General features: G+C 61.8%; 18 protein-coding genes. 9 read left to right on the forward strand and 9 right to left on the reverse strand.

Going from position 1 to position 26665, the window contains the following annotated elements:
* Positions 1–214 precede the first annotated feature (214 nt).
* The 4 genes from LH365_RS17155 to LH365_RS17170 all read left to right on the forward strand — a co-directional run bounded on the left by LH365_RS17155 (position 215) and on the right by LH365_RS17170 (position 7308).
* Positions 215–2593 carry a TonB-dependent receptor gene (locus tag LH365_RS17155; protein ID WP_226745778.1) on the forward strand — a complete coding sequence of 793 codons (2379 nt, stop codon included), beginning with the start codon at positions 215–217 and terminating at the stop codon, positions 2591–2593.
* On the forward strand, positions 2594–4237 hold the full coding sequence (locus LH365_RS17160) for a sulfotransferase (RefSeq protein WP_226745779.1): 1644 nt from the start codon (positions 2594–2596) through the stop codon (positions 4235–4237).
* Between the two features lie 44 nt (positions 4238–4281).
* Entirely contained in the window at positions 4282–5781 is a 1500-nt protein-coding gene (locus tag LH365_RS17165; protein ID WP_226745780.1) for a CoA-acylating methylmalonate-semialdehyde dehydrogenase, read from the forward strand.
* 132 nt (positions 5782–5913) lie between these two features.
* Positions 5914–7308, forward strand: coding sequence for an ATP-binding protein (locus tag LH365_RS17170; RefSeq protein ID WP_226745781.1), 1395 nt, complete (start codon positions 5914–5916; stop codon positions 7306–7308).
* Positions 7309–7706: 398 nt separating this feature from the next.
* Here the strand turns inward: LH365_RS17170 and LH365_RS17175 are convergent, their stop codons facing one another.
* Positions 7707–9176, reverse strand: a complete 1470-nt coding sequence (locus LH365_RS17175; RefSeq protein ID WP_226745782.1) for a sialate O-acetylesterase — start codon at positions 9174–9176, stop codon at positions 7707–7709.
* Positions 9177–9301: 125 nt separating this feature from the next.
* Here LH365_RS17175 and LH365_RS17180 point away from each other — a divergent pair, with 125 nt between their 5' ends.
* On the forward strand, positions 9302–10306 hold the full coding sequence (locus tag LH365_RS17180; protein ID WP_226745783.1) for an alpha/beta hydrolase: 1005 nt from the start codon (positions 9302–9304) through the stop codon (positions 10304–10306).
* On the opposite strand, the gene dapA is transcribed toward LH365_RS17180, so the two are convergent.
* From dapA to putA, 5 genes are all read right to left on the reverse strand, one after another.
* Positions 10303–11253 (reverse strand): 4-hydroxy-tetrahydrodipicolinate synthase, encoded by a 951-nt coding sequence (gene dapA, locus LH365_RS17185; RefSeq protein WP_226745784.1) that lies wholly within the window; start codon positions 11251–11253, stop codon positions 10303–10305. The genes LH365_RS17180 and dapA overlap by 4 nt on opposite strands.
* Before the next feature lie 9 nt (positions 11254–11262).
* Positions 11263–11523, reverse strand: a complete 261-nt coding sequence (locus tag LH365_RS17190) for a hypothetical protein (RefSeq protein WP_226745785.1) — start codon at positions 11521–11523, stop codon at positions 11263–11265.
* A gap of 103 nt (positions 11524–11626) precedes the next feature.
* Positions 11627–11917 (reverse strand): hypothetical protein, encoded by a 291-nt coding sequence (locus tag LH365_RS17195; RefSeq protein WP_226745786.1) that lies wholly within the window; start codon positions 11915–11917, stop codon positions 11627–11629.
* 133 nt (positions 11918–12050) lie between these two features.
* A complete protein-coding gene (locus LH365_RS17200; protein ID WP_226745787.1) occupies positions 12051–14954 on the reverse strand; it encodes a TonB-dependent siderophore receptor in 2904 nt (967 codons plus the stop codon).
* Between the two features lie 297 nt (positions 14955–15251).
* Positions 15252–18323 (reverse strand): bifunctional proline dehydrogenase/L-glutamate gamma-semialdehyde dehydrogenase PutA, encoded by a 3072-nt coding sequence (gene putA, locus LH365_RS17205; protein ID WP_226745788.1) that lies wholly within the window; start codon positions 18321–18323, stop codon positions 15252–15254.
* A gap of 144 nt (positions 18324–18467) precedes the next feature.
* Between putA and LH365_RS17210 the strand changes: the two genes are divergently transcribed.
* Together LH365_RS17210 and LH365_RS17215 are read left to right on the forward strand one after the other, a co-directional pair.
* Positions 18468–18923, forward strand: coding sequence for an Lrp/AsnC ligand binding domain-containing protein (locus tag LH365_RS17210; protein WP_226746305.1), 456 nt, complete (start codon positions 18468–18470; stop codon positions 18921–18923).
* A gap of 46 nt (positions 18924–18969) precedes the next feature.
* Positions 18970–21276, forward strand: a complete 2307-nt coding sequence (locus tag LH365_RS17215) for a GH36-type glycosyl hydrolase domain-containing protein (protein ID WP_226745789.1) — start codon at positions 18970–18972, stop codon at positions 21274–21276.
* Between the two features lie 99 nt (positions 21277–21375).
* Here the strand turns inward: LH365_RS17215 and LH365_RS17220 are convergent, their stop codons facing one another.
* From LH365_RS17220 to LH365_RS17230, 3 genes are all read right to left on the reverse strand, one after another.
* Positions 21376–21690 (reverse strand): BlaI/MecI/CopY family transcriptional regulator, encoded by a 315-nt coding sequence (locus tag LH365_RS17220; protein WP_226745790.1) that lies wholly within the window; start codon positions 21688–21690, stop codon positions 21376–21378.
* A gap of 3 nt (positions 21691–21693) precedes the next feature.
* A complete protein-coding gene (locus tag LH365_RS17225) occupies positions 21694–22143 on the reverse strand; it encodes a hypothetical protein (RefSeq protein WP_226745791.1) in 450 nt (149 codons plus the stop codon).
* Between the two features lie 80 nt (positions 22144–22223).
* Positions 22224–24542 (reverse strand): glycoside hydrolase family 127 protein, encoded by a 2319-nt coding sequence (locus LH365_RS17230; RefSeq protein WP_226745792.1) that lies wholly within the window; start codon positions 24540–24542, stop codon positions 22224–22226.
* Positions 24543–24690: 148 nt separating this feature from the next.
* On the opposite strand from LH365_RS17230, the gene pelA reads away from it, so the two are divergent.
* Positions 24691–25986: a pectate lyase gene (gene pelA, locus LH365_RS17235; protein ID WP_226745793.1), complete on the forward strand. Its 1296-nt coding sequence runs from the start codon at positions 24691–24693 to the stop codon at positions 25984–25986.
* 76 nt (positions 25987–26062) lie between these two features.
* Positions 26063–26515, forward strand: coding sequence for a response regulator (locus LH365_RS17240; RefSeq protein ID WP_226745794.1), 453 nt, complete (start codon positions 26063–26065; stop codon positions 26513–26515).
* The last annotated feature ends 150 nt before the right edge of the window (positions 26516–26665 follow it).

Raw genomic sequence — 26665 nt, forward strand, 5'->3', positions numbered from 1 at the left:
AAATTTGCAGTGCAGCAAAATGGCCACAGTTTCATTTGTGACGAAGCTGTTGATATTGTTCCGATTCATTTACTGACAAGGCGTTTCTAAAATCGCGTTCATGTTGTGCAGCCTTATTGCAGGGCACAAAAAACTGTGTGACGCTTTTATGATCCAGACAGGATGAGCGACCGGCCCTCCCGCACCTCCGGCGCTCTGCACAAGGGGATCATATATGTCGAACACATCCAGGTCGAACACGGGGCGCCGTTTCGGATCGAAGGGCTTTTATCGTTTTGCGGGCGTTTCCGCCCTGGCGCTGTTGAGCGCCGGAGCGGCCTTTGCCGAGGATGTGCCGGCCCCCGATCCTGATACCGCGGCCGAGGTGACCGACGTCGTGGTGACGGCGACCCGCCGCGCCACCAATGTGCAGAAAATCCCTTACAATATCTCCGCCGTCGGCGCCGCCGAAGCCGAGCGCGTCGGCATAGTCGAAATCGCCGATCTGGCGCGCATCACGCCGGGCCTGAGCTTCCGCGATGTCGGCGCGCGCGATAACGGATCGGTCATCCTGCGCGGTCTTTCGGTCGATCCGCTGCGCGTCTCCACCGGCGGCGATAACGGTTCGGTGGCGCAGTATATCAACGAAACCCCGGTCACCAATCAGCCGCGCGTCTTCGATATAGACCATATCGAAGTGCTGCGCGGCCCGCAGGGCACGCTTTATGGTTCCGGGTCGCTGGGCGGCGCTATCCGCTACATCGTCAACGACCCGAAAATGTATTACGACGCCTCGCTGGGCGCCGAGGTCTACAAGATCGGCGAAGCCGAAGAGGGCTCGTACAAGCTGACCGGCATGATCAACCTGCCGCTGGTCGACAACAAGCTGGCCCTGCGCGTGGCCTTGCAGCACCTCGATGACTCGGGTTTCACCGACTATCCGATGGTTATCAGCGGGCCGAAGACCGACCTCGACTTTGAAAAGCGCACGACGGGGCGCGCCTCGCTCTTGTGGCAGCCGACCGAAGCCTTCTCGGCCACGGCCAGCGTCTATTACGACAATGCCAAGGCCGGCGGCCGCACCGGCTCCAATTCCGGCTTCACCATCAAGCCCGCCTATGACGGCGTATCGGACAATTCCGACCCGACGCAATGGTCCTATCCGGCCTCCAACTACCGTCCGTATACCCTGGGCAAGTACGAGATCGGTCAGCGCTTCGAGGAGCCGGAATCGAACCACTACCTGCTGTCGGCGCTGGAGTTGAAATACGATTTCGGCTTCGCAGAACTGACATCCTCGACCTCCTACACGAAGGAAAACCTGCTGGGGCACCGCGATCAGACCGATCTGCTGCTGGGTCTCGGCTTCGGTTACGAAAACTATCCCGACTTCCGTGCCTTCACCACGGAGGAGGAAGACTTCGAAGCCACGGTGCAGGAACTGCGCCTTGTGTCGAAAAGCGGCGGGGCGTTCGACTACGTCGCCGGCCTCTACTACACCAAGGAAAAGGGCTATGGCACGTCGAAGGAATTCACGCCGGGGCTGGCGCAGTTCTGGGGCCTGGGCCGCACCGACGATCTGGAGTATTTCTCGACCGATGACTCCGAATATACCGAAGTCGCGGCCTTCGGCGAACTGACCTGGCACGTCAGCGACCTGTGGCAAATTACCGGCGGCCTGCGCACTTTCGAACTGAAGGACGACGTGATCTCGTGCACCGCCCTGCCGTTGTATGACGATCCCTTCTCGGACGACATCACCTTCTCCTGCGCCGACGGGTCGTCCAAGGTCAGCAAGACCATCTACAAGGCCAATACCTCGTATCAGTTGACGCCCGACATGATGCTTTACGGCACCTTCTCACAGGGCTTCCGCCGCGGCGGCGTCAACACCCTGCCCGACGGGGCGCAGTTCGGTGGCATCACCGAAGCCCAGCGCAAATATATCCCCGATACGGTCGATAATTTCGAGCTGGGTGTCCGGTCGCAGTGGTTCGACCGCACCTTGACGCTGAACGCCGCCCTGTTCCATATCGACTGGCAGGACGTGCAACTGGCCTCACTGGCACCGGGCAACCTGCCCATCATCGCCAATGCCGGCAAGGCGACCTCCGATGGCGTGGAAATCGAATCCGAATGGAAGGCGACCGACGCCCTGTCCTTCAGCTTCGGCTACGCCTACACCAAGGCCGAAATCGCCGAAGACTATTTCAACCGCAATGAGGACGGCGACATCCTCAACACCTTCCTGAAAGGCACGGCGCTGCCCGGCACGCCGGAGCATCAGGTCAGTCTGGCGGTGGATTATGACTTCCCGGCCCTGCCGGTCGGCGATCTCAGCGTCCATGCCGATGTCAGCCATTCGTCGAAGGTCACGACTTCGGCGGAACTGGATAGCCTCGATTACCGCACGCTGGACGGCTTTACCGAGGTCAATGCCTCGGCCATGCTGCTCCCGTCCGACGGCGTCAAGGTCCGGCTTTACGTCACCAACCTGACCAACGAATACGCCTTCGTCGCGTCGCAGGGACCGGCAACCTATGGTCTGCAGGGGCAGTTCCTGATCCCCGTTCGTCCACGCACCATCGGCCTGTCTATCTCCAAGAACTTCTGAGTGTTACGCGCAGATCCTGATGTGCTGCTCGCCGAGGCCCTGCGGCTTCGGCGGGCGGGGCGTCTCACGGATGCCATCGGCGTGGCGCGCCGGCTGACCGAGACCGATCCGCGCCGGCTGGATGGCTGGTTCGTCTGGGGTACGAGTGCGCTCGCGGCGGGCAAACTCTCCGAAGCCGAGCAGGTGCTGGGCGAGGGCGCACTTCGTGCGTCACCTGAGGCGCGGGTGCGTTTTCTGGTGCCGCGGGCTCGCGCCCTGACGGCTCTGGGCCGGGCGGCGGAGGCCGTGGCCGTCGCCCGCGAAGCCTTGCCCGGCGTCACGCAGGCAACGGACTTCAACACGCTCAGCGCCGTCCTGTCGCAGGCCAACCTGCCGGAAGAGGCCTTGCCGCTGTCGGAAAAGGCCGTGGCGCTGGACCCGGCGGCGTCCGATGCGTGGAACAATCTCGGCAGCCTGTATCAGTTTCTCGGTCGCATGGCCGAGGCGGAAACGGCCTATGAGCGGGCCATCGCCAGCGGCCCTAATGCCGCCGCGCATCTGGCCCTGGCGCGGGTGCGCAAATGGTCGGCGACGGACAACCACGTCGACCGGTTGAAGACGGTGCCTCTGATCGGTCCGCTCGATGAGGCGCGCATCGCCTACGCCTTGTTCAAGGAGCTGGACGATCTGGGCCGGACGGACGAGGCGTGGGAGGCCCTGACGCGTGGCGCGACGGTGGCGAAGGCGGCCACCGGCGGCTGGGACGCCGCGCAGGAAACCGAAACGGTCGCGGCGTGGCAATTATCATTTCCCCCTCGCCCCTACGGGGAGAGGGCCGGGGTGAGGGGGCTGACACCCGTTTCCCCCTCACCCGGCGCTGGCGCGCCACCCTCTCCCACTGGGGGCGAGGGAAAAAAGCCGCGACGCCTTTTCATCGTTGGTCTCCCGCGCTCCGGCACCACCCTGGTCGAGCGCATACTGGCCGCGCACTCGCACGTGCAGGCGCTGGGCGAACTTCAAACCTTCGGCCTGGCCGTCAAGCGCGCGTCGCAAAGCCCGACGCCGCACCTGCTCGATGCCGATACGGTGCGACGGTCCGCCGACGCCGATCCCGCTGAAATCGCGGCGCTTTACGACACCGAGACCGCCTTCCTGTGGGATGGCAGGAGCCGGGTGACCATCGACAAGCTGCCGCACAATCACGACTATTGCGGCCTGATCCGCCGGGCCTTTCCCGACGCCACCATCGTCCATGTTCGCCGCGACCCGATGGATTCGCTGTTCGGGGCTTACCGCCTGCTGTTCGCCCACGCGCACAAATGGTCCTACGCTCTGGAAGACCTCGCCGCCCATTACGACCACTACCGCCGCCTGATGGCTCACTGGCAGGCGGGCGATCCGGCCATTATCGACCTCTCGCTGGAAACCCTCATCGCCAGCCCGGAAAGCGAGATCCGCCGGCTGCTGAGCGTCTGCGGCCTGCCGTTCGAGCCGGCCTGCCTGTCGCCGCACGAGGCGAAGGGCGCGGTCGCCACGGCCTCCTCGGCACAGGTACGCAAGCCGATCAATGCCGAAGGCGTCGGCGTATGGCGGCGCTATGAGCGCGGACTGAAACCGCTGCACGATCGCTTACAGGCTCTGGGCTATATTCCCTCTTCCACATGAGGCGGAATGCGCTAATTTGTGATCACACAAGAAGGTTCCAAACCATGCGTCACATTCCTCATTTCATCGGCGGCAAGGCGGTCGCGGGCACGTCCGGCAGGCAGGGCGACGTCTTCGACCCTAATACCGGCAAGGTGCAGGCGCAGGTCGATCTCGGCACGCCGGAGGAACTGAACCACGCCGTCGCGGTGGCCAAGGCCGCGCAACCGGGCTGGGCCGCGCTCAACCCTCAGCGCCGCGCGCGGGTGATGTTCGAGTTCAAACGCCTGCTCGAACGTGACATGGAGGCCTTGGCGAACCTTCTGGCCTCAGAGCACGGCAAGGTCGTGTCCGACGCCAGGGGCGACATTCAGCGCGGGCTTGAGGTCGTCGAATTCGCCTGCGGCATCCCGCACCTGCTGAAGGGCGAATATACCGAAGGGGCGGGGCCGGGCATCGATGTCTTTTCCATGCGTCAGCCGCTGGGCGTCGTCGCCGGCATCACGCCGTTCAACTTCCCGGCCATGATTCCCATGTGGATGTTCGCCCCGGCTCTGGCCACCGGCAACGCCTTTATCCTCAAGCCCTCCGAGCGCGATCCGTCGGTGCCGGTGCGTCTGGCCGAACTGCTGTTGGAGTCCGGCCTGCCCGAAGGCGTGCTCAATGTCGTCCACGGCGACAAGGCCGTGGTCGACGCCATTCTCGACCACCCCGACATCCGCGCGGTGAGCTTCGTCGGCTCCTCCGACATCGCCCAGTACGTCTACGGGCGCGGCGCGCAGAACGGCAAGCGGATGCAGTGCATGGGCGGCGCCAAGAACCACGGCATCATCCTGCCCGACGCCGACCTCGATCAGGCCGTGGCCGACATCATGGGGGCGGCCTACGGCTCGGCCGGCGAGCGCTGCATGGCCCTGCCCGTGGTGGTGCCGGTGGGCGAAGACACGGCCGAACGTTTACGGCCGAAACTGGTCGCCGCGGCCGAGGCCCTGCGCGTCGGCGTCTCCACCGATGCCGAAGCCCATTACGGCCCGGTCGTGTCGGCGGCGCACAAGGCGCGCATCGAACGGTACATCCAGATGGGCGTGGACGAAGGGGCCGAACTGGTCCTCGACGGTCGCGGATTCCGCCTTCAGGGGCATGAGGAGGGCTTCTTTCTGGCCCCCAGCCTGTTCGACCACGTCACGCCGTCGATGCAGACCTATCAGGACGAAATCTTCGGCCCGGTGCTGCAAATGGTGCGCGCCCGGACGCTGGAAGAGGCCATCCAACTGCCGTCGCGCCACCCTTACGGCAATGGCGTAGCCATCTTCACGCGCAATGGCGACGCCGCGCGCGAGTTTGCCGCGCAGGTCGAGGTCGGCATGGTCGGCATCAATGTCCCGATCCCGGTGCCGGTGGCCTATCACAGCTTCGGGGGCTGGAAACGCTCAGGCTTCGGCGACCTCAACCAATACGGTATGGACGGCGTGCGCTTCTATACGCGCACCAAGACGGTGACTCAGAAGTGGCCGAAAGGCGGGGGGGTGGTCGATCAGAGCTTTGTCATCCCGACGATGGGGTAAAGACACTCGTTACTGAGGAGCAAATGCCTACGCACATAAAGTGCGTGCGGTTCTTTTTATAGTAGGTTAAATTATTCCGCAGATAATTCATCGACGAAAAAGATCGTTTATAACTTAACAGGCGCAGAATTGATGGCTGATGTAGTTACAAAAACCCTGTCTACTGAGCAGTACGTAAGTTTGCTTGAAATTGAAGAAACTCACTTTGTTGATTTGAAAAGTGCGGATATTTCCCCTGCCAAATTGACAAAAGCAGTTTCCGCTTTTGCTAACACGAGTGGTGGAGAGGTGTATATTTGCATTGAGGAAGTAGAGGGCGTTAATGGTAAGGAGCGCATTTGGTCTGGTTTTGCGGATCAAGAGCAAGCAAATGATATATTTCAAGTTATTGAAGGTGTAGCGCCACTTAAGAACGGGTATTCGGCGGAGTTTCTTGCGCATGACGGTGCCTCTGGTTTTGTTTTGCATTTAACTATTTATAAATCGCAAGATATAATTTCAGCATCTGATGGAACAGTTTATGTACGCCGAAGCGCTCAGAGCTTACCTGTAAAAGGGGATCAATCTCTAGAAAGATTGCGTTATGATAAAGGTGTAAAAACTTTTGAGGATGAGCTTCTGAATGGTGTAGAGATATCGGAAATTACAAATTCAAATACTATTATAGAATTTCTTATAAACGCTCTTCCTACAGCCGAGCCTGAGGAATGGCTTAAGAAGCAGCGCGTTTTAATAAATAACAGACCATCAGTAGCAGGAGTATTGTTATATTCAGACAATCCTCAAGCAATATTGCCAAAGCGGTCGGCCATAAAAATCTTAAGGTACCAGACTAAATCTGAGGCAGGAAGGGATTTTCTTGCATTTGATCCTGTCACTATTGAGGGGCCCATTTATTCTCTAATTTATGACGCTATAGACAACGTTAAGGAAATTATTGAGGGGATACAGAAAATCGGACCTTCCGGGATGGAGAGCATAAGTTATCCGGAGGAAGCTCTGCATGAAATACTGACAAATGCTGTGCTGCACAGGGATTACAATGTTGCAGCAGATGTTCAGGTGAAGATATTTGACAATAGAGTCGAAATTGAAAGTCCGGGTCGTTTGCCTGGTCATGTGACTATACAAAATATTACAAAAACGCAGTTTGCTCGAAATCCTAAAATTGTAAGACTTGTTAATAAATTTAAAAATCCGCCGAACAAAGATGTGGGAGAAGGTGTTAACACTGCTTTCGAGGCAATGGGTAAATTGCGTTTGAAAGAACCGATTATTGAAGAACTGGATGCAACTGTTAAGGTTACTTTAAGGCATGAAAGCCTGGCATCTCCAGAACAAATGGTCATGGAATACCTGTTAACCGAATCTGAAATTACAAATTCTATAGCTCGTGAAATAACTGGCATTAAGTCGGAAAATTCAATGAAGCAGGTTTTTTACAAATTGAGAGATAGTGGGCAATTGGAGCAGCATAAAGTTGCGGGTAAGAAGCCTACTTGGAGAAATCCGGGTGGAAGAAATTAGATAATGCTTTTGCATTTAGTTTATATATTGACCATTGGTGATTTTATGTCATTTATTTCAATTCTATATTTAATTTAATTATTAAACAATTTATGACTAAACGACGCATCCATCTTGGTGTTTATTGCCCCGCGCGCCCGGTCCATAAGCCACACCTTCGGCTTTTCCCCGTGCAATGCAAAACCATTTAACAAAGGTTCGCCAACCCTGACCAAGGGGGCGAGGCCGGGGGCGGCTTCGGGTGACAGAGACAGACTTTTATCCGCTGACTGAATAATCGCGCCTCACAGACACTCCGGTTTTGTCCATCAGGACCGCTTATAGTTCCGGGCTGGTCGCTTCCGGGCATATCTTCGTATGACCTTGTCATCGCGCGCCCAACACCTTTCGGCGGCGTGTTATTTGGTCCGGAAGGGCAGGGCGGGCAGGCCTTCGGCGTTCATCAGGTTGGGGCGGGCTGCTTCGTCCCAGGCAAAGCGCACGGCGACCGGTTGCGGCACGACCGGGCTTGAGACGATGACCGTATGGCCGGCGATGGTCGCCGTGGCGGGCCTCCACACACCGTCCGCGCCGGCAATCTGGAACCAGGTCAGAGGCTTGGCGTCTTTGGCCACAAGCCCGCTGCCCGTATCGCCGAAGCTCACAATCGCCTGGCCGTTTTCGACGCTCAGGGCGCGGAATTTCGGGCCATTCAATACCAAATCGCTCTGACCGTAGGTCTTCGACAGGGCGAGATTAGCCAGACGCTGACCCACGGTGACCTTGTCGCGCGGGTGGATGTCGGTCAGGTCATCGACCAGATCGGTGGTGACGATCATGCCGGTATTCCTGATGCGCAGGGCCTCGGTCTGGGCCTCCCAGATCAGCGGCAGGCCTTCGGGCGAGACGACCTGGTGCGGGCGCACCACGTGGTAGAGGTGCGGGGCGAGTTGCGCGTAGTAAAAGGCAAGGTCCTGCCCGAAGACGCCGCGCCAGCCGCCGATCAGCGCCTCCATCTTGTCCGCATAGTCGTCGGCGGCGCCCGGAAACTCGCCGCCGGAAATCAGGTTGGACTCGCCCTGATACCAGATGACGCCTTTCAGGCCGTAGGGCACGATGGGCAGGATCATGGCGTTATAGATGCCCGATACGTCGGAGCCGTCGACCTTTTCACCCGGTTTGACCCCCGCATAGCGTTTCAGCGACGGCACGGCGGCCATGCCTTCCGGCGCGGTCCACGGCTCGATGCGCGTCCCGCCCCAGGTCGAGTCGATCAGCCCGACCGGCGTGTTCAGCGTCGTGTGCAGGCGCTTGCCGAACACATAGGCCGCGGCGGAAAAGCGCGACGTCTCAAGGCTTTGCGGCGTGGTGACGATCCACTGGCCTTCGACATCGGCGGCGGGGGTGTTCGAGCGGGCTTTTTTGATCTTGAACAGGCGGATTTGCGGCGTGTCGGCGGCGGCCAGTTGCTCTTCCGCGCCGAAAACGTCCTTCTGACCCGGCTGATTGCGGAAAGGCTTTTCCATGTTCGACTGACCCGAAGCCAGCCACACCTCACCGATCAGAATGTCGGAAACGGTGAGGGTCTTGTCCTTGCCCGCCACAGTCATCTGCATCGGCGCGGCTGAGCGTTTCAGGGGCTTCAGCGTGACCTTCCAACGCCCGTCGGCCCCGGCGGTGGCGCGCTGCGTCTGGCCCGCGATCTTTACCGTGACCTTTTCACCGGCGTCGGCGTGGCCCCATATGGCGACCGGCTGACCGGCCTGAAGCACCATGTGATCGGAGAGGATGTTCGGCAGCCGCACCCCGGCCATGGCGGCGTTCCAGCCGAGACCTGCGACAGCGGCGCTCAAGCCGAGCAGGGTGGTGACGAACAGGCGTCTGCGCATGGTTTCCTCACTTCTTTTATGGCTGGGGACGGGCCATACCTTCGTCGGGCGTTACAGGCTTGTCAAACCGTGTATAAGCCCTAAACTAAGCACAAACAATCAATATCGAGCAGGGAGTCGCCGCAATGCCCGCCTTCATGGATCGCCGTCAGCTTCTCACCGCCGCCACGGCTTCGGCCTTGGTGCCGGTCGCGGCCTTTGCGCAGGATTCCGGCGCACCGCTCGCCGCCGAAGGCCTGAAGGTGGCGCTTCTGCCGCCGCTGGAAAGCTTCCCCATCTGGCCCAAGGGCAAGATGCCGGGCGCCAAGGGCGTGACGGTCAAGGAAGAGTGGATTCTGCGCAATCCGAAGGACGGCAACCCCAACGACACGGCGGCCACCCACGTCACCGATCCGATCCTGATGGTGCGCCGCCCGGCCAATCCCAACGGCGCGGCCCTTCTGATGATTCCCGGCGGCGGCTATGCCCGCGTGGCGGTGAGCCGCGCCGGCGGCGGCACGGACAAGGATTTTGCCGATCGCGGCACGACGGTCTTCGTCATGACCTATCGTCTGCCGGCCGATGGCTGGGGTTCAGGTCCGGAAGCCCCGCTGCAGGACGCCCAGCGCGCCATTCGCCTGATCCGCCATCGCGCCAAGGAGTTCGGCATCGATCCGAACCGTATCGGCGTCATCGGCTTCTCGGCGGGCGGGCATCTGGCCGGTTGGTTGTCGGAAAGCTTCGCGCGCGACACCTATGCGCCGATCGACGAGGTCGACAAACAGCCGACCAAGCCGCTGGTCACCGGCATGTTCTATCCGGTGATGACCATGATGGCTCCGCACGCTCACGGCGGCTCGGTCAAGAACATGTTCCCCAACGGCGGCACCGACGAGCAGAAGCGGAAGGTGTCGCTGGAGTTTAACCTGCCTGCCGACATGCCGCCGACCTTCCTGGCCCATGCGGGTGACGACAAGGTGGTGCCGGCGGAAAACAGCCTGATCCTTTATCAGGCCTTACGTGCGCAGAAGACGCCGACCGAGCTGCATATTTTCGAAACGGGCGGGCATGGCCTGCGCGAAAACGGCAGGGATCATCCCTACATGCCGCTGTTCGAGGTGTTCGCCAAGCGGCATGGGTTATGGGGCTAGGACGCCTTCGCCCGATGCCACGGTCTATGGCAATAGGGTGGTATGCTGTCGCCGGACAAAGCCCCCAGTTGGAACAATGCCTGTTTAAGTGCGGCCCGGCCTTCGCGGCGCATGGGCAGCAACGGCAGGCGCAGGTCCTCCGCCATCTGCCCCCGCATGGACAGGGCCGCCTTGACCGGCGTCGGGTTGGGCTCGCTGAACAACAGCCGGATCAGCGGGCGCAGGCTTTCGAACAGCGCCCAGGCGTCCTCGATGCGATTGGCCTTCATCAGGGCATAGATCTCGACGAAGCGTTCGGTGAGGATGTTAGCCGAGGCCATGATGCCGCCCGCGCCACCCATCTGGACGGTGAGAAAGAAGCCGTCATCATCGCCGCTCAGCACCTGCAGGCCGTCGATATCGATCAGGCCTTGCAGGGACTCGATCGTCTGACCACAGGCCTTGATCGCCGGGAAGCGCCCTTGAGCGTGCAATCGCGCCACGCAAGGCAGCCGCATGGATGTACCGGTGCGCGCGGGCACATTATACAAAACAATCGGCTTATCAGTAGCTTCGGCGACACTCATGAAGTGCCTGTAGAGTCCTTCGGTGGTAGGGCGGACATAGGACGGCGCGCTGACGAGAAACCCGGCTATGGGCATGTCGTTCAGGCTTCTGGCGGCATCGGCGACCTGCGCCGTCGCGGGCCCTTCCAGACCCACGAGCACAGGGGTACGGACATCCGGGCGGCGTCGCGCTGAGACGGCCAGAACGGAGTCAAGGAGCCTCCGTCGCTCGTCGGCTCTGAGGGCATAACCTTCGCCTGTGGTTCCTGCGACGACGAGTCCGTGCACGCCTGAGTCAAGCAGGTGCTGAGCGTGGTCCGACGCAGCGGCATGGTCGATGGCTCCGTGAAAAAAGGGCGTGGGCATGGGCACCCAGACGCCGGAAAAATCTGTGTGGGGCATGGGAAAACTCTAGGCGAGATGGGGCGGCAGGATGTGCCGGAAGGCGCCGATTTCGGCAGCCGGCAGGCCAAGGATCAGGGCATGGATCAAGACCGCGCAGGCGGCCGTCCGGGTCATCACCCACAAACGGCGTTTCTGGTCGCGCGGCAGGTCTTCGCGCGCGCCGATCGACGCCTGTTCGCTGCGCAGGATGGCTTCCGCGCCGGGACAGAGGTCGTCATCGATGGTCAGGGAAAAACAGACGGGTTCGGCGGTTTCAGGAACGGACATGGGCCGGTGCTCTCAGGTTGAACCGGTCGCCGTCATAGGATGTGCCGCGTAGAGGCGGCGTATAGTTTGATTTCAGGTACGTATAGATTTTGTCTCTGCAACGTTAAGCAATCATTCGTCTCAACACCGAATTACCCTTGCGCGCCGCGAGAACCGCAGTGACGAACTCACGCCGGATGGCGGGATAGTCGATGGTCGGCGCGTAAAAGCCCTGAAGGGTATGATAGATGAAGGCGTGGATGCGCGTGATGTCTTCACCCGTCAGGTCGGGCAGCGGGTCGCTGATCAGTATGGCCAGCGAGCGGACGACGGCGCTTTCGGCCTCATCGTCGGTGGCGTAGACGTACAGCAGGCGGTCGAGCGCGTGTTCCAGAACCTTGAGATCGATGATCATGACGGACCTTCGGGGCAAACCTCATCTTATGCCCTGAGGCTGCGCCTTCTGCCGTAAGCGGACAATGTGCAGAAACAGCGGCTCGCATAAAGGTGAAAAAATGCCGCCGGAGTTTATCCGGCGGCATCCGTGCTTACCATTTGCGCTCCACCTGGAGGGTGAAGGTACGGCCCAGAAGGTCGTACTGGCTGGTCAGAGCGGCGTTGCCGAAGCGCGCCGCACCGTAGTTGGAGATGGCCGGCGGGTCCTCGTTCAGCAGGTTGCGCACCGAGGCGGTGAGCGTCCAGCCCTCGAAGGCCTTGCGCACCGAAAGAGTATGGTTGGCGTAGAACTCGGTATTCATGTCGTAGCAGTAGTTCTGGTTCGCCACGCCGAGCAGGGTGCCGGTGTAGCAGTTCTTCTTGTAGTAATCGAAATCGGACGTTTCCCCCACAAAGGTGCCGCTATAGGTGAAGCTGTAGCTGCCGCGCTGGAGCACAGCCGTCAGGTTGCCGACATATTCCGGATAGCCGACATAGCCGAGATAATTGGTCGGCGTCGTCGCGTTCTTGAGCTGATAGGTCCATTTGCGCACGAAGGAGTGCTGACTGGAGACCGACAGCTTGCCGAACGGGAAGGTGCGGTTATACCCGACCGTCAGATCGAAGCCGCGCATGAACTGCTCAGCGACGTTGACATACGAGTTCTGGATCGTCCGCACGCTGCCGAAGGTGCTCGACCCCGACGTCGTGTCGCGCGTGAACAGGCTGCAGAAGGGCGAGGACATGTTGGCCGAGTTCAGACACTCGTAAACGATGTTATACGCCCCGTAGGTGGTGATCTGGTTGTTGATCTGGGTCTCGAAGAAGTCGATCGCCAGGTTCAGATGGGTGAAGGACGGCGTCAGGACCAGACCCACCGTGCGGTTGTCCGAGGTTTCGGGCTGAAGCCCGGCCGCGCGCCCGCCGCCGGTATAGACGGTCGCGGATGAGCCCAGACCGGCATAGGTCGAGGACAGCCCCAAAGCCGCGCAGTTGGTTTTCACGGTTTCGGAGATGGTGTTGCTGGTGCCGTAGTTGACGCAGGGATCGACGGCCGACTGCGCCGAATAACCGACCTGATTGCCCAGATACTGCTCATAAAGCGACGGGGCGCGGAACGACGTGCCCTGCGAACCGCGCAGACGCACGCTGTCGGTCACGGTCCAGTTCAGGCTGCCCTTGTAGGTCGTGTTCGACCCATAGGACTCGTAGTCGCTGTAGCGCGTGGACAGGGCGATATCGACGCGTTTGGCGAACGGCAGGTCCTTGACGACCGGCACGCCGAATTCGGCGTAAACCTCGTTGATCGAGTCGCGGCCCGTCGTCTGGCCTGCAACCGTCGAGCCCCAATAGTTGGAAATCGAGGCGTTCGGGCCCGGCTGGTCGTTGATATATTCCTTGCGCAGCATCACGCCGACGCTGGCCGCCACGGTGCCCGCCGGCAGGTCGAACAGGTCGCCCGAGGCGCTGGCTTCGACATAGGACTGACGGTAGGTGGTGTGGCCTTCTTCGTAGCCGAACAGGAAGGCGGATTCCTCGGCGGTGAACTGACCCGTTTCGACGGTCGACTGACGGAAGTAGTTGACGCCGCCCGTGGGGCAGGCCGTTGCGGTGATCAGCAGGGCCGTGTTGCACAGGGTCGCGCCGACCGTGGCGTTGACGCGATCATTGTAGACGAAGTCGCCGCCATAGGTCGAATTGTTGTTCGACACCTGCGCCGCCACGTCGTAGGTCCAGCCCTTGAGGAAGCCCAGCTCGGGCAGGTCGCCGCGTACGCCGATCAGGGCGCGGGTATAGCGCGTGTCCTGATCCGCATTGGTCGGGATCATGATTATCGAATAGGCCGATGTCTTCAGCACATTATAGGGGTTGGAGGCGCTGACGGTCGGGAAGAGCTGACGCCAGTTTTCCTGACGCGAGACGCGGCGGTTGTACATGAAGTCGCCATAGACTTCGGTGCCGTTATCGAACCTATAGTCGCCGGTGAAGTTGACCGAGCGGCGCGTGACCGGCGAAATGGCCGTCTTGCTGGCCCAGCGGCTGTCCATATAGGGCGCGGTGGCGCGCGAGTTGCGCGACTCTTCGGGCGTGCTGCCCGTATAGATGACGCGCTTCAGACCATTGGACTGCGTGGCGTCATAGACATAGTAGTTGCCGTTATAGAGGACACCGGCGGTCAGGCCGTAGCATTTGTAGCTGCCGGTGGCCGGGTCGATCACGTCGGCGCGCGTGCCGTCCGTGTAGAAGATGCGCTGTTCCGGGCAACTCAGAAAGTCGCGGTCGCTGTAGCGCAGGGCCTCCTGCTTGTAATAGTCGAGATTGAAGATACCGTGGAAATTGCCGGCATTGATCGACTGGCTCAGGCTGGTGCTGTAGGACTCGCCGCCGCCCTGTTCCGGCAGGGCCGCGAAGGCCTTGAAGCTGCCGCCGCTCGACGTCTTCTTGGTGATGACATTGACCACGCCGGCGATGGCGTCGGAACCATAGATGGCCGAGGCACCGTCTTTCAGGATCTCGTAGCGGTCGACGATCGAATTGGGGATGGTGTTGAGATCGACCGGTCCGACCTGACCGCGCGAACCCGCGGGCCCGACGCGGTGACCGTTGATCAGGATCAGGGTGCGGTTGGCGCCCAGACCGCGCAGCGACAGCGTATTGACGCCCGGACCGCCGGTGACGTTATAGCCGGTATAGCCGTTGTCGATCTGTGAAGCGCTGGCGGCGATGGTCGAGCTTTGCAGGATGCGCGTGGTGTCGACCTGACCTTCCAGTTCGGCCTTTTCGGTCGTTATGACCTGAATGGGCGAGGTGGCGGTGAATTCGCTGCGGCGCAGGCGCGAGCCGGTGACGACGACTTCCTGGATTGTCTCCGTCGGGGCCTCCTCGGCCTTGGCCGGAGTGGGATCGCTGGTCGTTGTCTGGGCGGCGGCCGGGAGGCTGCCCAGGGCGGCGACCATAAGCGCGGCTGAACTGAGGGCGGTGTTGAGTCTGTATTTTCCGGGTATATTTGTTTTCATTGATACGCTCCTGAGGAAACCGCCGAACAAGGGGAGGGGCGGACCGTATCAAATGAAAATATAGCCCTTTCAACGTCAACTAAACTTCATGACGAAAATATAAATGTCATTATTTGTATTGTATTTATGATATAGTTTGTTGCGAGGAAATTTAAATCATAGTGTTATTGAAATGAGGTTTGTGAAATTCTGTTTTAATGTTGTCTCGTTTGTTTCGAAACGTATATTTTGCAACCATATGGAAACGCCCGCTCCGCGAGGGCGGAACGGGCATTTCAGCTTCCGATAGAAGATGCGTCAGATGTCGGTTTCGGCCAGCGACAACAGGCTGGCATTGCCGCCGGCCGAGGTGGTATCGACCGAGACGGTGCGCTCGCTTGCGAAACGCAACAGATAGTGCGGACCGCCCGCCTTGGGGCCGGTGCCCGACAGGCCTTCGCCGCCGAAGGGCTGCGAGCCGACCACGGCGCCGATCATCGAGCGATTGACATAGAGGTTACCGACTCTGGCCAGAGACTTGACCCGTTCGGCGGTTTCGGCGACGCGCGAATGCAGCCCCATGGTCAGGCCGTAGCCGCGCGCATTGACGCGGGCGACGACGCTGTCCAGTTCGCCGGCCTTCCACGTCACCACGTGCAGGATCGGGCCGAACCATTCCTGAGCCAGGTCTTCGATGGCATGGAGTCGGATCAGGGTCGGCGGCACGAAGAGGCCGGTCTGCGGCAGATCAAGTGTATGAATCCATTGCGCCTGCATTGACTGGCGATACGCAAGTAATTTGTCGCGGGCGACGGCGTCGATGACCGGACCGACATCGGTGCGGTTATCCGCCGGGTCGCCCAGAACCAGCGCGTCCATTGCGCCTTTCAGCATATGGATGATGGTGTCGGCCACGTCCTCCTGCACGATCAGCAGGCGCAGCGCCGAGCAGCGCTGACCCGCCGAGCGGAAGGCCGAGGTGACGACATCGCTCACCACCTGTTCCGGCAGGGCGGTGGAATCGACGATCATGGCGTTGAGCCCGCCGGTTTCCGCGATCAGCGGTACGAGCGGTCGATGGTCATCGCTGAGCAGGCTGCGGGCGATGGCGCGCGCCGTGCCGGTCGAACCGGTAAAGGCCACGCCGTGCACCAAGGCCGAGGCGGTCAGGGCCGCGCCGACTTCGGGTCCGCCGGGCAGGAAATGCAGCACATCGGTCGGGATTCCGGCCTCGTGCGCCAGTTGCACGGCGCGGAAAGCGATCAGCGGCGTTTGCGGCGCAGGCTTGGCGGCGACAGGGTTTCCGGCGACCAGAGCCGCGGTCACTTGCCCAATGAAAATGGCCAGCGGGAAATTCCATGGCGAAATGCAAGCGAATGTGCCCCGGCCCGTCAGTCGCAGTTCGTTCAGTTCGCCCGTCGGCCCCGGCAGCGTCACCGGGCGGAACTGTTCTCGGGCATTGACAGCGTAATAACGGCAGAAATCGACGGCTTCGCGGATCTCGGCCACGGCGTCGCCCAGCGTCTTGCCGGCTTCGTGGACGCACAGCCCCATCAGTTCAACCCGGTTGGCTTCCATCAGGTCGGCGAGGCGATCAAGGCAGGCGGCGCGCTCTTCGACCGGCGTGGCGGCCCAGCCTTCGGCGGCAGCGGCGGCGGCGACCAGCGCGCGCGTCACGTCGGCAGCGGAGGCTTCGACCACCGTGCCGATCTGTTGCGACGGGTCGGCGGGGCGCAGGACCGGTCTGGCCGTGCCCGTTACGGTCTGACCCGACACCAGCGCCGTGGCGGCGTGGGATTTCGCACCCATGGCGGCGACGGCGCTCAGGGTCGCATCGAGCGTCGCCTGATCGTTCAGGTCCAGACCCTGCGAATTTCTGCGGCCGGGGAAGAGAGCGGCGGGCAGGGGGATGGCCGGGTGCGGGCGGCCTTTGACGGCGGCGATGTGGGCGGCGGGATCGGACAAAAGCGTTTCCTCATTGACGGTTGGGTCGGCCAGTTGATGCACGAAGGACGAGTTGGCGCCGTTTTCCAGCAGGCGGCGCACCAGATAGGCCAGCAGTTCTTTATGCCCGCCGACGGGCGCATAGGTGCGGCAGTTGTAGCCAAGGTCGCGGACCAGTCGTTCATGCAGGCCTTCGCCCATGCCGTGCAGGCGCTGGAACTCGAAGTCGCGCCGCTCACCCGCCCAATCCATGATCGTGGCGACCGTCAGAGCGTTGTGGCCCGCAAAGGCCGGCCAGATGTGCGAGGCGTTGAGCATGTCCTTGGCGCAGGCCAGATAGGAGACGTCGGTGGCGGGTTTGCGCGTGAACAGCGGATAGTCGCTTAAGCCCTCGACCTGCGCGCGCTTGATTTCCGAATCCCAGTAGGCGCCCTTCACCAGACGCACCTTGAGGCGATGGCCGGTTTCCTTGCCGATGGCCTGCGCCCAGCCGATCAGCGGACGCGCGCGTTTGCCGTAAGCCTGCGCCGCCATGCCGAGGCCATCCCAGCCCGACAGGGCCGGATCGCGCAGCACGCCTTCGATGATGTCGAGCGAGATCAGCAGGCGCTCGGTCTCTTCGGCGTCGATGGTCAGGTCCATGCCGTGCGCCGCCGCCTTGTCCGCCAGATGACGGATCATTTCGATCAGTTGCGGAACGCAAGCGTCCTGATTGGCGACCTCATGGCGCGGATGCAGGGCCGACAGCTTGATCGAGATCGAATGGCCTGCGCCTTTGGGGGAGCGGCCCACCGTATCCAGCGCTTTTTCGTATGATGAGAAGTACTTCTCGGCGTCGGCGAAGGTGCGGGCGGACTCGCCCAACATGTCGAACGAGGCGGTAAAGCCCTTGTTTTCCGGCTTGGCGGCGACGTCCAGCGCTTCGTCGATAGTGCGGCCCATGACGAAGACCTCGCCCATCATCTTCATGGCGACGGCGACACCCTGACGGATGACCGGTTCACCCATGCGGGTGACGAGCTTTTTCAGCGTCCCGGCCTGTTCCGGGTCTTCGACCAGGGCCCGGGTGAGGATCAGGCCGAAGGTCGCCGTATTGACCAGTTTCGACCCGGACTTCGACTTGTGCGACAGCCAGTCGGCATCCGAAATCTTGTCACGGATCAACAGGTTGGCGGTCTCAGGATCAGGTACGCGCAGGTACGCTTCGGCCAGCGACAGAAGCGCCACGCCCTCGGCCGTATTGAGGCGGTATTCCTGCAGGAAGCGGTTGACCCAGCCGGTCGATTGCGCCGCTTTCAAATCTTGAAGAATCAACCGGGCCTGCGCCATGACGCGCTGACGCGTCGCGGCGTCGAGCGTGGCGTCGGGGAGCAGGGCGGCCAGAACCTCGGCCTCCGGGGCGCGATGCAGGGCGGTCATGCGGGCGCGGGCGTCGGCAAGGGTCATGGAGGCTCCGGAATGGTCATATATGAAACTTTTTTGAGTATGCGCCGTTTTTTGAAAATGTGCTTGGGATTTTGGCGTTATTGACCGAAGGATATTTATTGATTTATGCATTTTTTATAAGAAAATTCTGTGAGACACGCTGCCATGCTCGATGAGATAGATCGCAAGATTCTCCGCCTGCTTCAGGCGGACGGACGCATGACCAATCAGGCGCTGGCCGAAGCCGTCCACGTCTCGCCTGCCGCCTGCTTCGAGCGCGTCAAGCGCCTCAAGGCCAACGGCTATATTCTGGGGACCATGGCCATTCTCGATCCGGTCAAGCTCGATCGGGCGCTGCTGATCTTTGTCGAGGTGCTGCTCGACCGCACGACCGAGGACGTCTTCGACGCCTTTCGCCACGCCGTGACGCGTCAACCGGAAATCCTCGAGTGCCACATGGTCGCTGGCGGCTTCGACTATCTGATCAAGGCGCGGGTCAGGGACATGGCGGCCTACCGGCAGTTTCTGGGCGATGCGCTGGTCAGTTTGCCCGGTGTGCGCGAAACCCGCACCTATGCGGTGCTGGAAGAGGTCAAAAACGCCATTGCCCTGCCGGTTTAACCGTCTGATCGATTGACCAGACAACGTTGTCGTGGTTTGAAGCGGTATGAGCCTGATCACACTCACCTCCGATTCCTGTACCCTGACCTCCGCCACGGCCATGCCGCGCGCTTCGGGATTTTTGTGGAACCGCAAGATGATGCTGCACGCGACCTGCCGCGGCTTCGTCACCGCCCAGCACATGCAGCCGGAACCGGCCCGCTACAGCCACGCCCCGGTCGTCGAGGGCAAGACCTTCATGCTGCCGGAAACAGCGCATTACGCGCACCATCCGGGGCGTTTCGTCTATGTGCGCGACCTGCGCAGCGGACGGCATTTCTCCGTCCCCCATGAGCCCGTGCGTCGTGCGCCGCAAGCCTTCGGCTTTACCCAGCATCCGGAGCGGCTGGAGTGGTCCGTGCAGCAAGACGGCCTCGATATAAACTGGAGCCTTGTTCTTCCGGTCGATGAGCCGGTGGAGTTATGGCGTCTGGAAATCCGTAACCGTCTCGACACGCCGCGCGTCCTGCGCATCGTGCCCTATTTCCCGGTCGGCTATATGAGCTGGATGAACCAGGGCGCGCGCTTCGCTGCCGATCTGAACGCCGTGGTCGCCAGTTCGGTCACCGCCTATCAGAAGGTCGAAGATTATTTCAAAAATCAGCACCTTAAAGACAAGACCTTCCTCACGTGCGACCGCATCGCGGACGCTTTCGAGACGCGGCGCGAGGACTTCGAGGGCGAGGGCGGGCTGACCGATCCGGACATGCTGCGCGACGGCCTCAAAGGTGGCGAGGCGGCGTACGAAACCCCGGCGGCTATCCTGCAATTCGATCAGGCCTTCGAGGCCGGCGAGACGCAAGCCTGGCACTTCGTCTTCGGCCCGGCCTTCGATGAGGCCGAGGTCGCACGCCTGAAAAGCGCCTATCTGGGGGCTGAAGCGTTCGACCGCACCTGCGCCGAAGCCCGCGCCTATGTCGAACAGGGGCGCGGCGTGCTCTCCATCGAGACCCCGGATGCGCATTTCGACGCCTTCATGAACCGCTGGCTGGCGCGGCAGGTCTATTATCACGGCGACACCAACCGCCTGACCACCGATCCGCAGACGCGCAACTACCTGCAGGACGCACTGGGTATGGTCTTTGTGCGGCCCGACAGTGCGAAGGCGTCGCTGCTCTATGCCCTGTCGAAACAGAACCCGGACGGCTCCATGCCCGACGGCATCAAGCTCTACGACGGCGCGCAGTTCAGCTACATCAATCAGGTGCCGCACACCGACCATTGCGTCTGGCTGTTCATGCTGCTGGAAGCCTATCTCGATGAGACCGACGACTACGCCGTGCTCGATGCCGACGTGGCGGGACAGTCCGTGCGGGCGCGGCTGGAGGCGGCGCTACACTGGCTGCTCAAGACCCGCGATCATCGCCTGTTGAGTTTCATCGATCAGGGCGACTGGAACGACCCGATGAACATGGTCGGGTGGAAGGGCAAGGGTGTGTCGGGCTGGCTGACGCTCGCCGTGGCCTATGCTCTGCGGTTGTGGGCGCGGTTGTCGGGGCAGGCGGCGCCGTGGCTGACAGAGGCCGAGGCCATGAACGCGGCGATGAACACCCATCTGTGGGACGGCGACTGGTTCGGGCGCGGGATCACCGACGATGACGTGAAGTTTGGCATCAAGAGCGATGCGGAAGGGCGGATCTACCTCAATCCGCAAAGCTTCGCCCTCCTGTCGGGGGCGGCTTCCGAAGCGCAGGGCGAACGCATGGTCTCAGCCGTCGCGACGGAACTTGAGACGCCCTACGGCGTCGAAATGCTCGGTCCGCCCTATACGAAGATGCGCGAAGACGTCGGCCGCCTGACGCAGAAATCGCCCGGCGTGGCCGAAAACGGGTCGGTCTACAACCATGCGGCGGCCTTTTATATCTATAGTCTGACGCAGGTGAGGAAGGGCGAAAAAGCCTTTGAACTGATGCGTAAAATGATCGCCGGAACCGACGTTGCCGATTACGGTCAGCGCGGGCAGTTTCCGGTCTTCATCCCTAACTATTACCGCGGCGACTTCCACGCCAATCCACGCACGGCGGGCCGGTCTTCGCAACTGTTCAATACCGGCACCGTGGCCTGGGTCTACCGCAGTCTGGTCGAGGGCCTGTTCGGCCTGAAAGGCACGCGCGAGGGTCTGAGCGTGCGGCCCTGCCTGCCGGCGTACTGGTCGGAAACTAAGGCAACGCGGTTGTTCCGCGGTTCGACGTACCACGTCACCTATCGCCGGGGCGACCAGCCGGGTCTGATGCTGGACGGTCAGCCGATAACGGGCGATGTGCTGCCCTTGCCGCAAACGCCCGGTACCTTCGAAGTTGTTGTGACCCTGTAACAAGGACGCCGGACACAAAGGTCCGGCGGCGCCAAAATGGGATAGGGCGCAGTTTGGTCAGGTCCGTGGAACGGGGAGCGTTACGCAGAAACTGACGGTTCAGAAGGTCTCATCGATGAAGCGGCGGAAGGCCTTACGGTCACTGGCGAAGGTGCGATTGATCAGGTTGTCGATCTCGTGCGCCACATAGGCGTCGCGGGTGATCAGCGGATGGTAGCGCAGGGTGCCGTCTTCGCGTTGCGAGCGCAGGGCCTGTTTGTGTATCAAGCGCGCGATCAGAGTCTTGATGGTCGCATCGCCCCAATCCCGGCCCGTCTTGACCTCGGCGATCAGGCGCGCCGGGGGCAGGGGCCCCAGCCGCCACAGAGCGTCCAGAACTGCCGATTCCGCATCGGTAATGGGGGGCAGGCTCACGCCCTATTCCCCCAGCACCGCGCGGTCGATCCGTGCTTCGACCGCCCAGTGGGCGATGACCGCGACCGAGCCGGTGATTAGGCCCAGCAGGATCAACGAGGCGATCTCGGCCCAGCCGGGCGCCAGCACCGCTACGGGCGGCACGGTCTTCACATTGGCCAGCCCGATGGTCATGTTCAGTGTTCCAAAAGCCGCCCCGACGAGTCCGGCCAGCGGCCCGCCTAGTCTCAACCCCTTGAGAAAGGCCGAACTGCCGGCCAGACGCGGTCCCTGCAGCAGTTTGCGAATACAGACCGCGATAGCCGCAGCCGTGGCCGCCAGCAGGCCAAGGATCAGCACCTGCACCGGCATGGCGGCGTGCTGAAAGATGGTCAGGGGCGTGAACGGTGCGGCCAGAGCCATGCCGGGTGCGAGCAGGGATGCCGAGACAAGACACAGTGACAAAAGGCGCATAATTTCCTCCAATTTACGTTTGTAGATTTTATATTCTACATTTGTAAATCGGAGTCAACCGTCTCTTTTGCACGCGTGTCTCAGGTGGTCTGCGCGGGGGCTCTTTTCAAAATCCGCGCCTCGTAGACATTGGCCCACTGATCGCGGTCGGCCTCAAGGCGCACGCGAACCTTCGCCTTGCCCCTGGTCAGGGCTTCCGGCAGCGGATAGGCGACGATATTGCGCGCCACCGTCGGCTCGCCCGACAGGGTTTCGGTCGCCAGCAACTGCCCATCCACCAGCAGGCGGAACGATTTTTTACGATCGCGCCCGGCATAGGCCACTTGCAGCACCAGCGGCCCTTCGATGGTCTTGAGGTCGAACGCGATATAGCCCTTCTGGATCAGGCGCCCGCGCTCGGCGATATGGGTGATGGTCGCCGTGTTGGGCGTGCCGGCAAAGGCGTGGTCGGTTTCCGGCTGCTGCTCGCCCAGACGGATCAGGTCCACCGTGCGCGCGGCCATGTCGGCGCGGTCCTTCGCCGCCTGACGCCAGACGGGTTCTTCGGCCGTCCACTCCGCCGTGCCGAAACGGCGGAAATAGACGGCGGTGCGGTTGCGATGCTGGAGAAAGAAGGGTTTGAGGCTGAGATCGCCCGGCCGCCCCTGATCGCCCAGCCGATACTGGTGCAGGCCGCCCGCGGCCACCAGCTCAGGCGCGGCCCTGTCCGATACCAGCGCCGGATCGACGCCTTCCCAGGCCTTGTCCGACGGGCCGAGATCGCCGGCCAGCACCAGCGGTCCGCTGAGGAAGGCGATCAGCTTGGCGTCGTCCGGCATGGCCTCGACGCGCACCGGCATGGGGAGGGTCAGTTCGAGGCGGTCCCCGGCCTTGAGGCCCGTCAGTATCAGATAGCTACCATCGCGAGTGCCCACTGTCTGACCGTTGCGCTTCAGCACCGGCGCGGCGCACCAGCCGGGCACGCGCAGGGCCAGGGATTTCGGGGCTTTCCGGACGGTGATGACCACCTGATCCGACAGCGGGAAGGCGGTTTCCATATCGAGCTTGGCTTCCGGCGCATCGAGCGTCGAGGCGTAATAGAGATTGACCGCCACGGCGTCGCCGCGCTTCCAGTAGACGCTTTCGCCGTGCTTGGAATGGCTTTCCATACCCGAACCGACGCAGCACCAGAAATCATTGGTCGGGTCGGAATGCACCCGGCCCAGCCCCGAGGCCAGACCGGTGAAATAGGTGAACATGCCCGTTTCCGGGTCCTGCTGGCTCATAATGTGGTTGAGGTGCGCCCGCTCGTAGAAATCGAACAGGGCCGCATCCCCGCTCCAGCCATAGAGATGGCGCGTCAGGCGCAACATATTGTAGCTGTTGCAGGCTTCACAGGTCTGCTGATCGAGGCGGGTGGAAAGTTGCCGCGGCATACCGAAATGTTCGTGGTCGGAATTGCCGCCGATGACGTAGGAATGATCGCGCGTCACCGTCTGCCAGAAGAACCGCGCGGTTTGTGCATCCGTCGGGTCCCCGGCCAGTTCGTACAGGCGGGCCGAGCCGACGATCTTGGGGATCTGGGTATTGGCGTGCTTGCCGGCCAGTTCGTCGCGGCCGGCGGCCAGCGGATCGACAATGGCGCGATGGCGCAGGCGCTGCGCCAGACCCAGCCAGCGCGGGTTTTTCGTGCGGGCGTAAAGCTCGGCATAGGATTCGGTCAGGCCCCCGTGTTCGGCGCGCAGAATCTCCTGCACCTGAGTATCCGTAAGGCCTTCGAGGATCGTCCCCAGATAGTCGCCCAGGCCCCCGGCGACCGTCAGCCCGTCTTTCAGTCCCGCATAGTGATGGGCGTCCAGCGCCCCGGCGAAGACCTTGTGATAGGTATAGAGCGGCACCCAGCCGCCATTGAGATCGAAGCCGGAGGTACGGATATCGCCCTTGCGCAACTCCTCATAGACGACCTTGCCGTCGACCTCCCGGCCATTACGGCGGACCGTCGTGCCCCCGGCATAGCCGTCGCCGGTCTTCGCCTGCACCGCCTTGAGTTCGGACAGCACATAGGCGGCGCGCTCGCGAAATTCGGGCTTCCCCGTCTGAGCATACATCAACGATACGCCGGACAGATAGTGACCGAGGCTGTGGCCTGCTATGCCGCGCGCCTCCCAGCCGCCATAGACCTCGCCCTTTGGCTCCACACCGGCTCCGGCGCGGAAATTGTGCAGCAGGCGATCAGCGGACAACGACAGGAGATAGCGCTGATTGGCCTCGATCGAAGTCAGGAAGATCGACGGCTTCAGCCGCACCTGCGATAGGGGGAAGGGGGAGGCGGCCAGATCCGCCCTTGACAGGGCTCCGGCGCGCGTTGCCGCCATCGCCATGCCTGCCACCGTTACGCCACGTCGCGTCCAGCCGTTCATCCGTCTGCTCCCTTTGTTTGTTGGCAAGACTATAGCGGCTCATTTGTCTGAGTAAAATCAAAGTTGAGGCGCGCGACGGATTCCGGCTTGCCATGCGTTCTGACACCGGTATCATAAATCGATAACACACAAACTTCGGGGAAATGCCATGCACCGCCGCGCCTTGCTCTCAAGCCTTGCCGTTCTGCCGTTTATCACACCCGTCGCGGCGCAGGCCGCCCAGATCGGCGTCAACACGCCGTTCCCGCCGCTGACGCCGGAACGCATCAAGGCGCTGGCCCCGGCGGGCGAGCAGGCGGCCTGGCTCGATTACCTCAGGCGGTCGGAAACGCAACTGGCCGCCGATCAGGCCGCTCTTCTGGCCGAGCGCAAGGGCCTGTCGGTCATTCCCGCCGACCCTAAGACCGGCAATGGGGAAAAGACCATGCCGCTTACCCAGCCGACGGAATGGTACGCGTCCGCCGAAGGGCGCAAGGTCGCCGACAATATCGTCAGCTTCCAGACCCCCGCCGGCGGCTGGGGCAAGAATCAGCCGCACGATACCGAGCCCCGCGTGCGCGGGCAGCACTTCGTCGCCGGCAACACCCTGCAAACCAAGCCGGCGGGCGATTTCGACGCGCCGACCATCCCCAACTGGAGCTATGTCGGCACGATCGACAACGACGCGACCATCACCGAAACGCGCTTTCTGGCCCTGGCCTATACCGCCACCGAGGATGTCCGTTACCGCGACGGCTCGATCAAAGGGTTGAATTACCTGCTTAATGCGCAGTTCCCCACCGGCGGCTGGCCGCAGGTCTGGCCGCTGATGGGCGGCTATCACGACGGCATGACGCTCAACGACAACGCCATGATCTCGGTGGCCCGCCTGATGGGCGACGCCGGGCGCGGCGAAGCGGGGTTCGGCTTCCTGCCCGCCGATCTGCGCCAGCGTCTGCTGGCGGCGGAACAACGGGCACTGGCTGTCTTCCTCAAGGCGCAGGTGATCGTCGACGGCAAGCGCACCATGTGGGCCCAGCAATACGACGCCCTGACCCTGATGCCCGCCTCGGCGCGCAACTACGAGATGCCGTCACTGAGTTCCGCCGAAAGCGGCTCTTTGCTGGTCTATCTGATGAAGCAGCCGACCCCTTCGGCGGAGATGAAGGCGGCCATCGTCGCTGGGATCGAAACGCTGGAAAAGACCAGGATCGACGGTAAGGCGTTCGAGCACACGCCCGATCGTCTGGACCGCCGTCTGGTCGACAAGCCGGGCGCCGGTCCCATCTGGTCGCGCTATTACGATCTGAAGACGTTGAAACCCATTTTCGGCAACCGCACCAAGACGCTGCACGACACGATCGACGACGTGGAGCCGGAGCGCCGCCGCGGTTATGCCTGGTTCAGTTCGGGTCCGCAGAGCGCCCTGAAGGCCTATATCGCGTGGAAGGCGAAATATGGCTGAGCCGATCCTAATGGAAAACTTATGTCCGGCGTGATCACTTTGGAGCCATAATAACACCCGCTTCGAAGTCATCCTTATGGCCAAACCACACCCGGCCGCAGACCCTGCCTACGCCCCCCACCTACCGCATGAGGGGGCGGCGGTACGAATTCTGCTGGTGGAGGACAATCCCGCCAATGCGCTGGTGGCCGGGCTGTTTCTCGAACAGATGGGCTACGAACACGATCAGGCCGGAAACGGTCGCGAGGCGGTCGAATCCTATGGGACCGGGCAATACGGTCTGATCCTGATGGATCTGCAAATGCCGGAAATGGATGGATACGAAGCGACCCGCCGCATCCGTCATATCGAAGCCGAAAGCGGGAAGACGCCGGTGCCCATCGTGGCGCTGACGGCCCATGCCCTCAGCGGCGACCGCGAGGCCTGTCTGGCGGCGGGCATGGACGACTATATGTCCAAACCCTTTAAGCCCGATGAGCTGCGTGCCTGTCTGGCGCGACTGATCGCTGCGCCGCCACCCGCCGCATAAGCCCGCGCACCGCATCGGGCGAGACGCCGTCACTGTTCATCAGCAACTGCACGATCGGTTCGGACAGCAGGTCTTCCAGTCGGGGATTCATGGGTGCGCCGCCTTCACGTTCAATAGAACGATTTCCATTTGCGAATAGGTCTCAATAAT

Source organism: Asticcacaulis sp. AND118 (genome assembly GCF_020535245.1).
Taxonomy (GTDB): Bacteria; Pseudomonadota; Alphaproteobacteria; order Caulobacterales; family Caulobacteraceae; genus Asticcacaulis.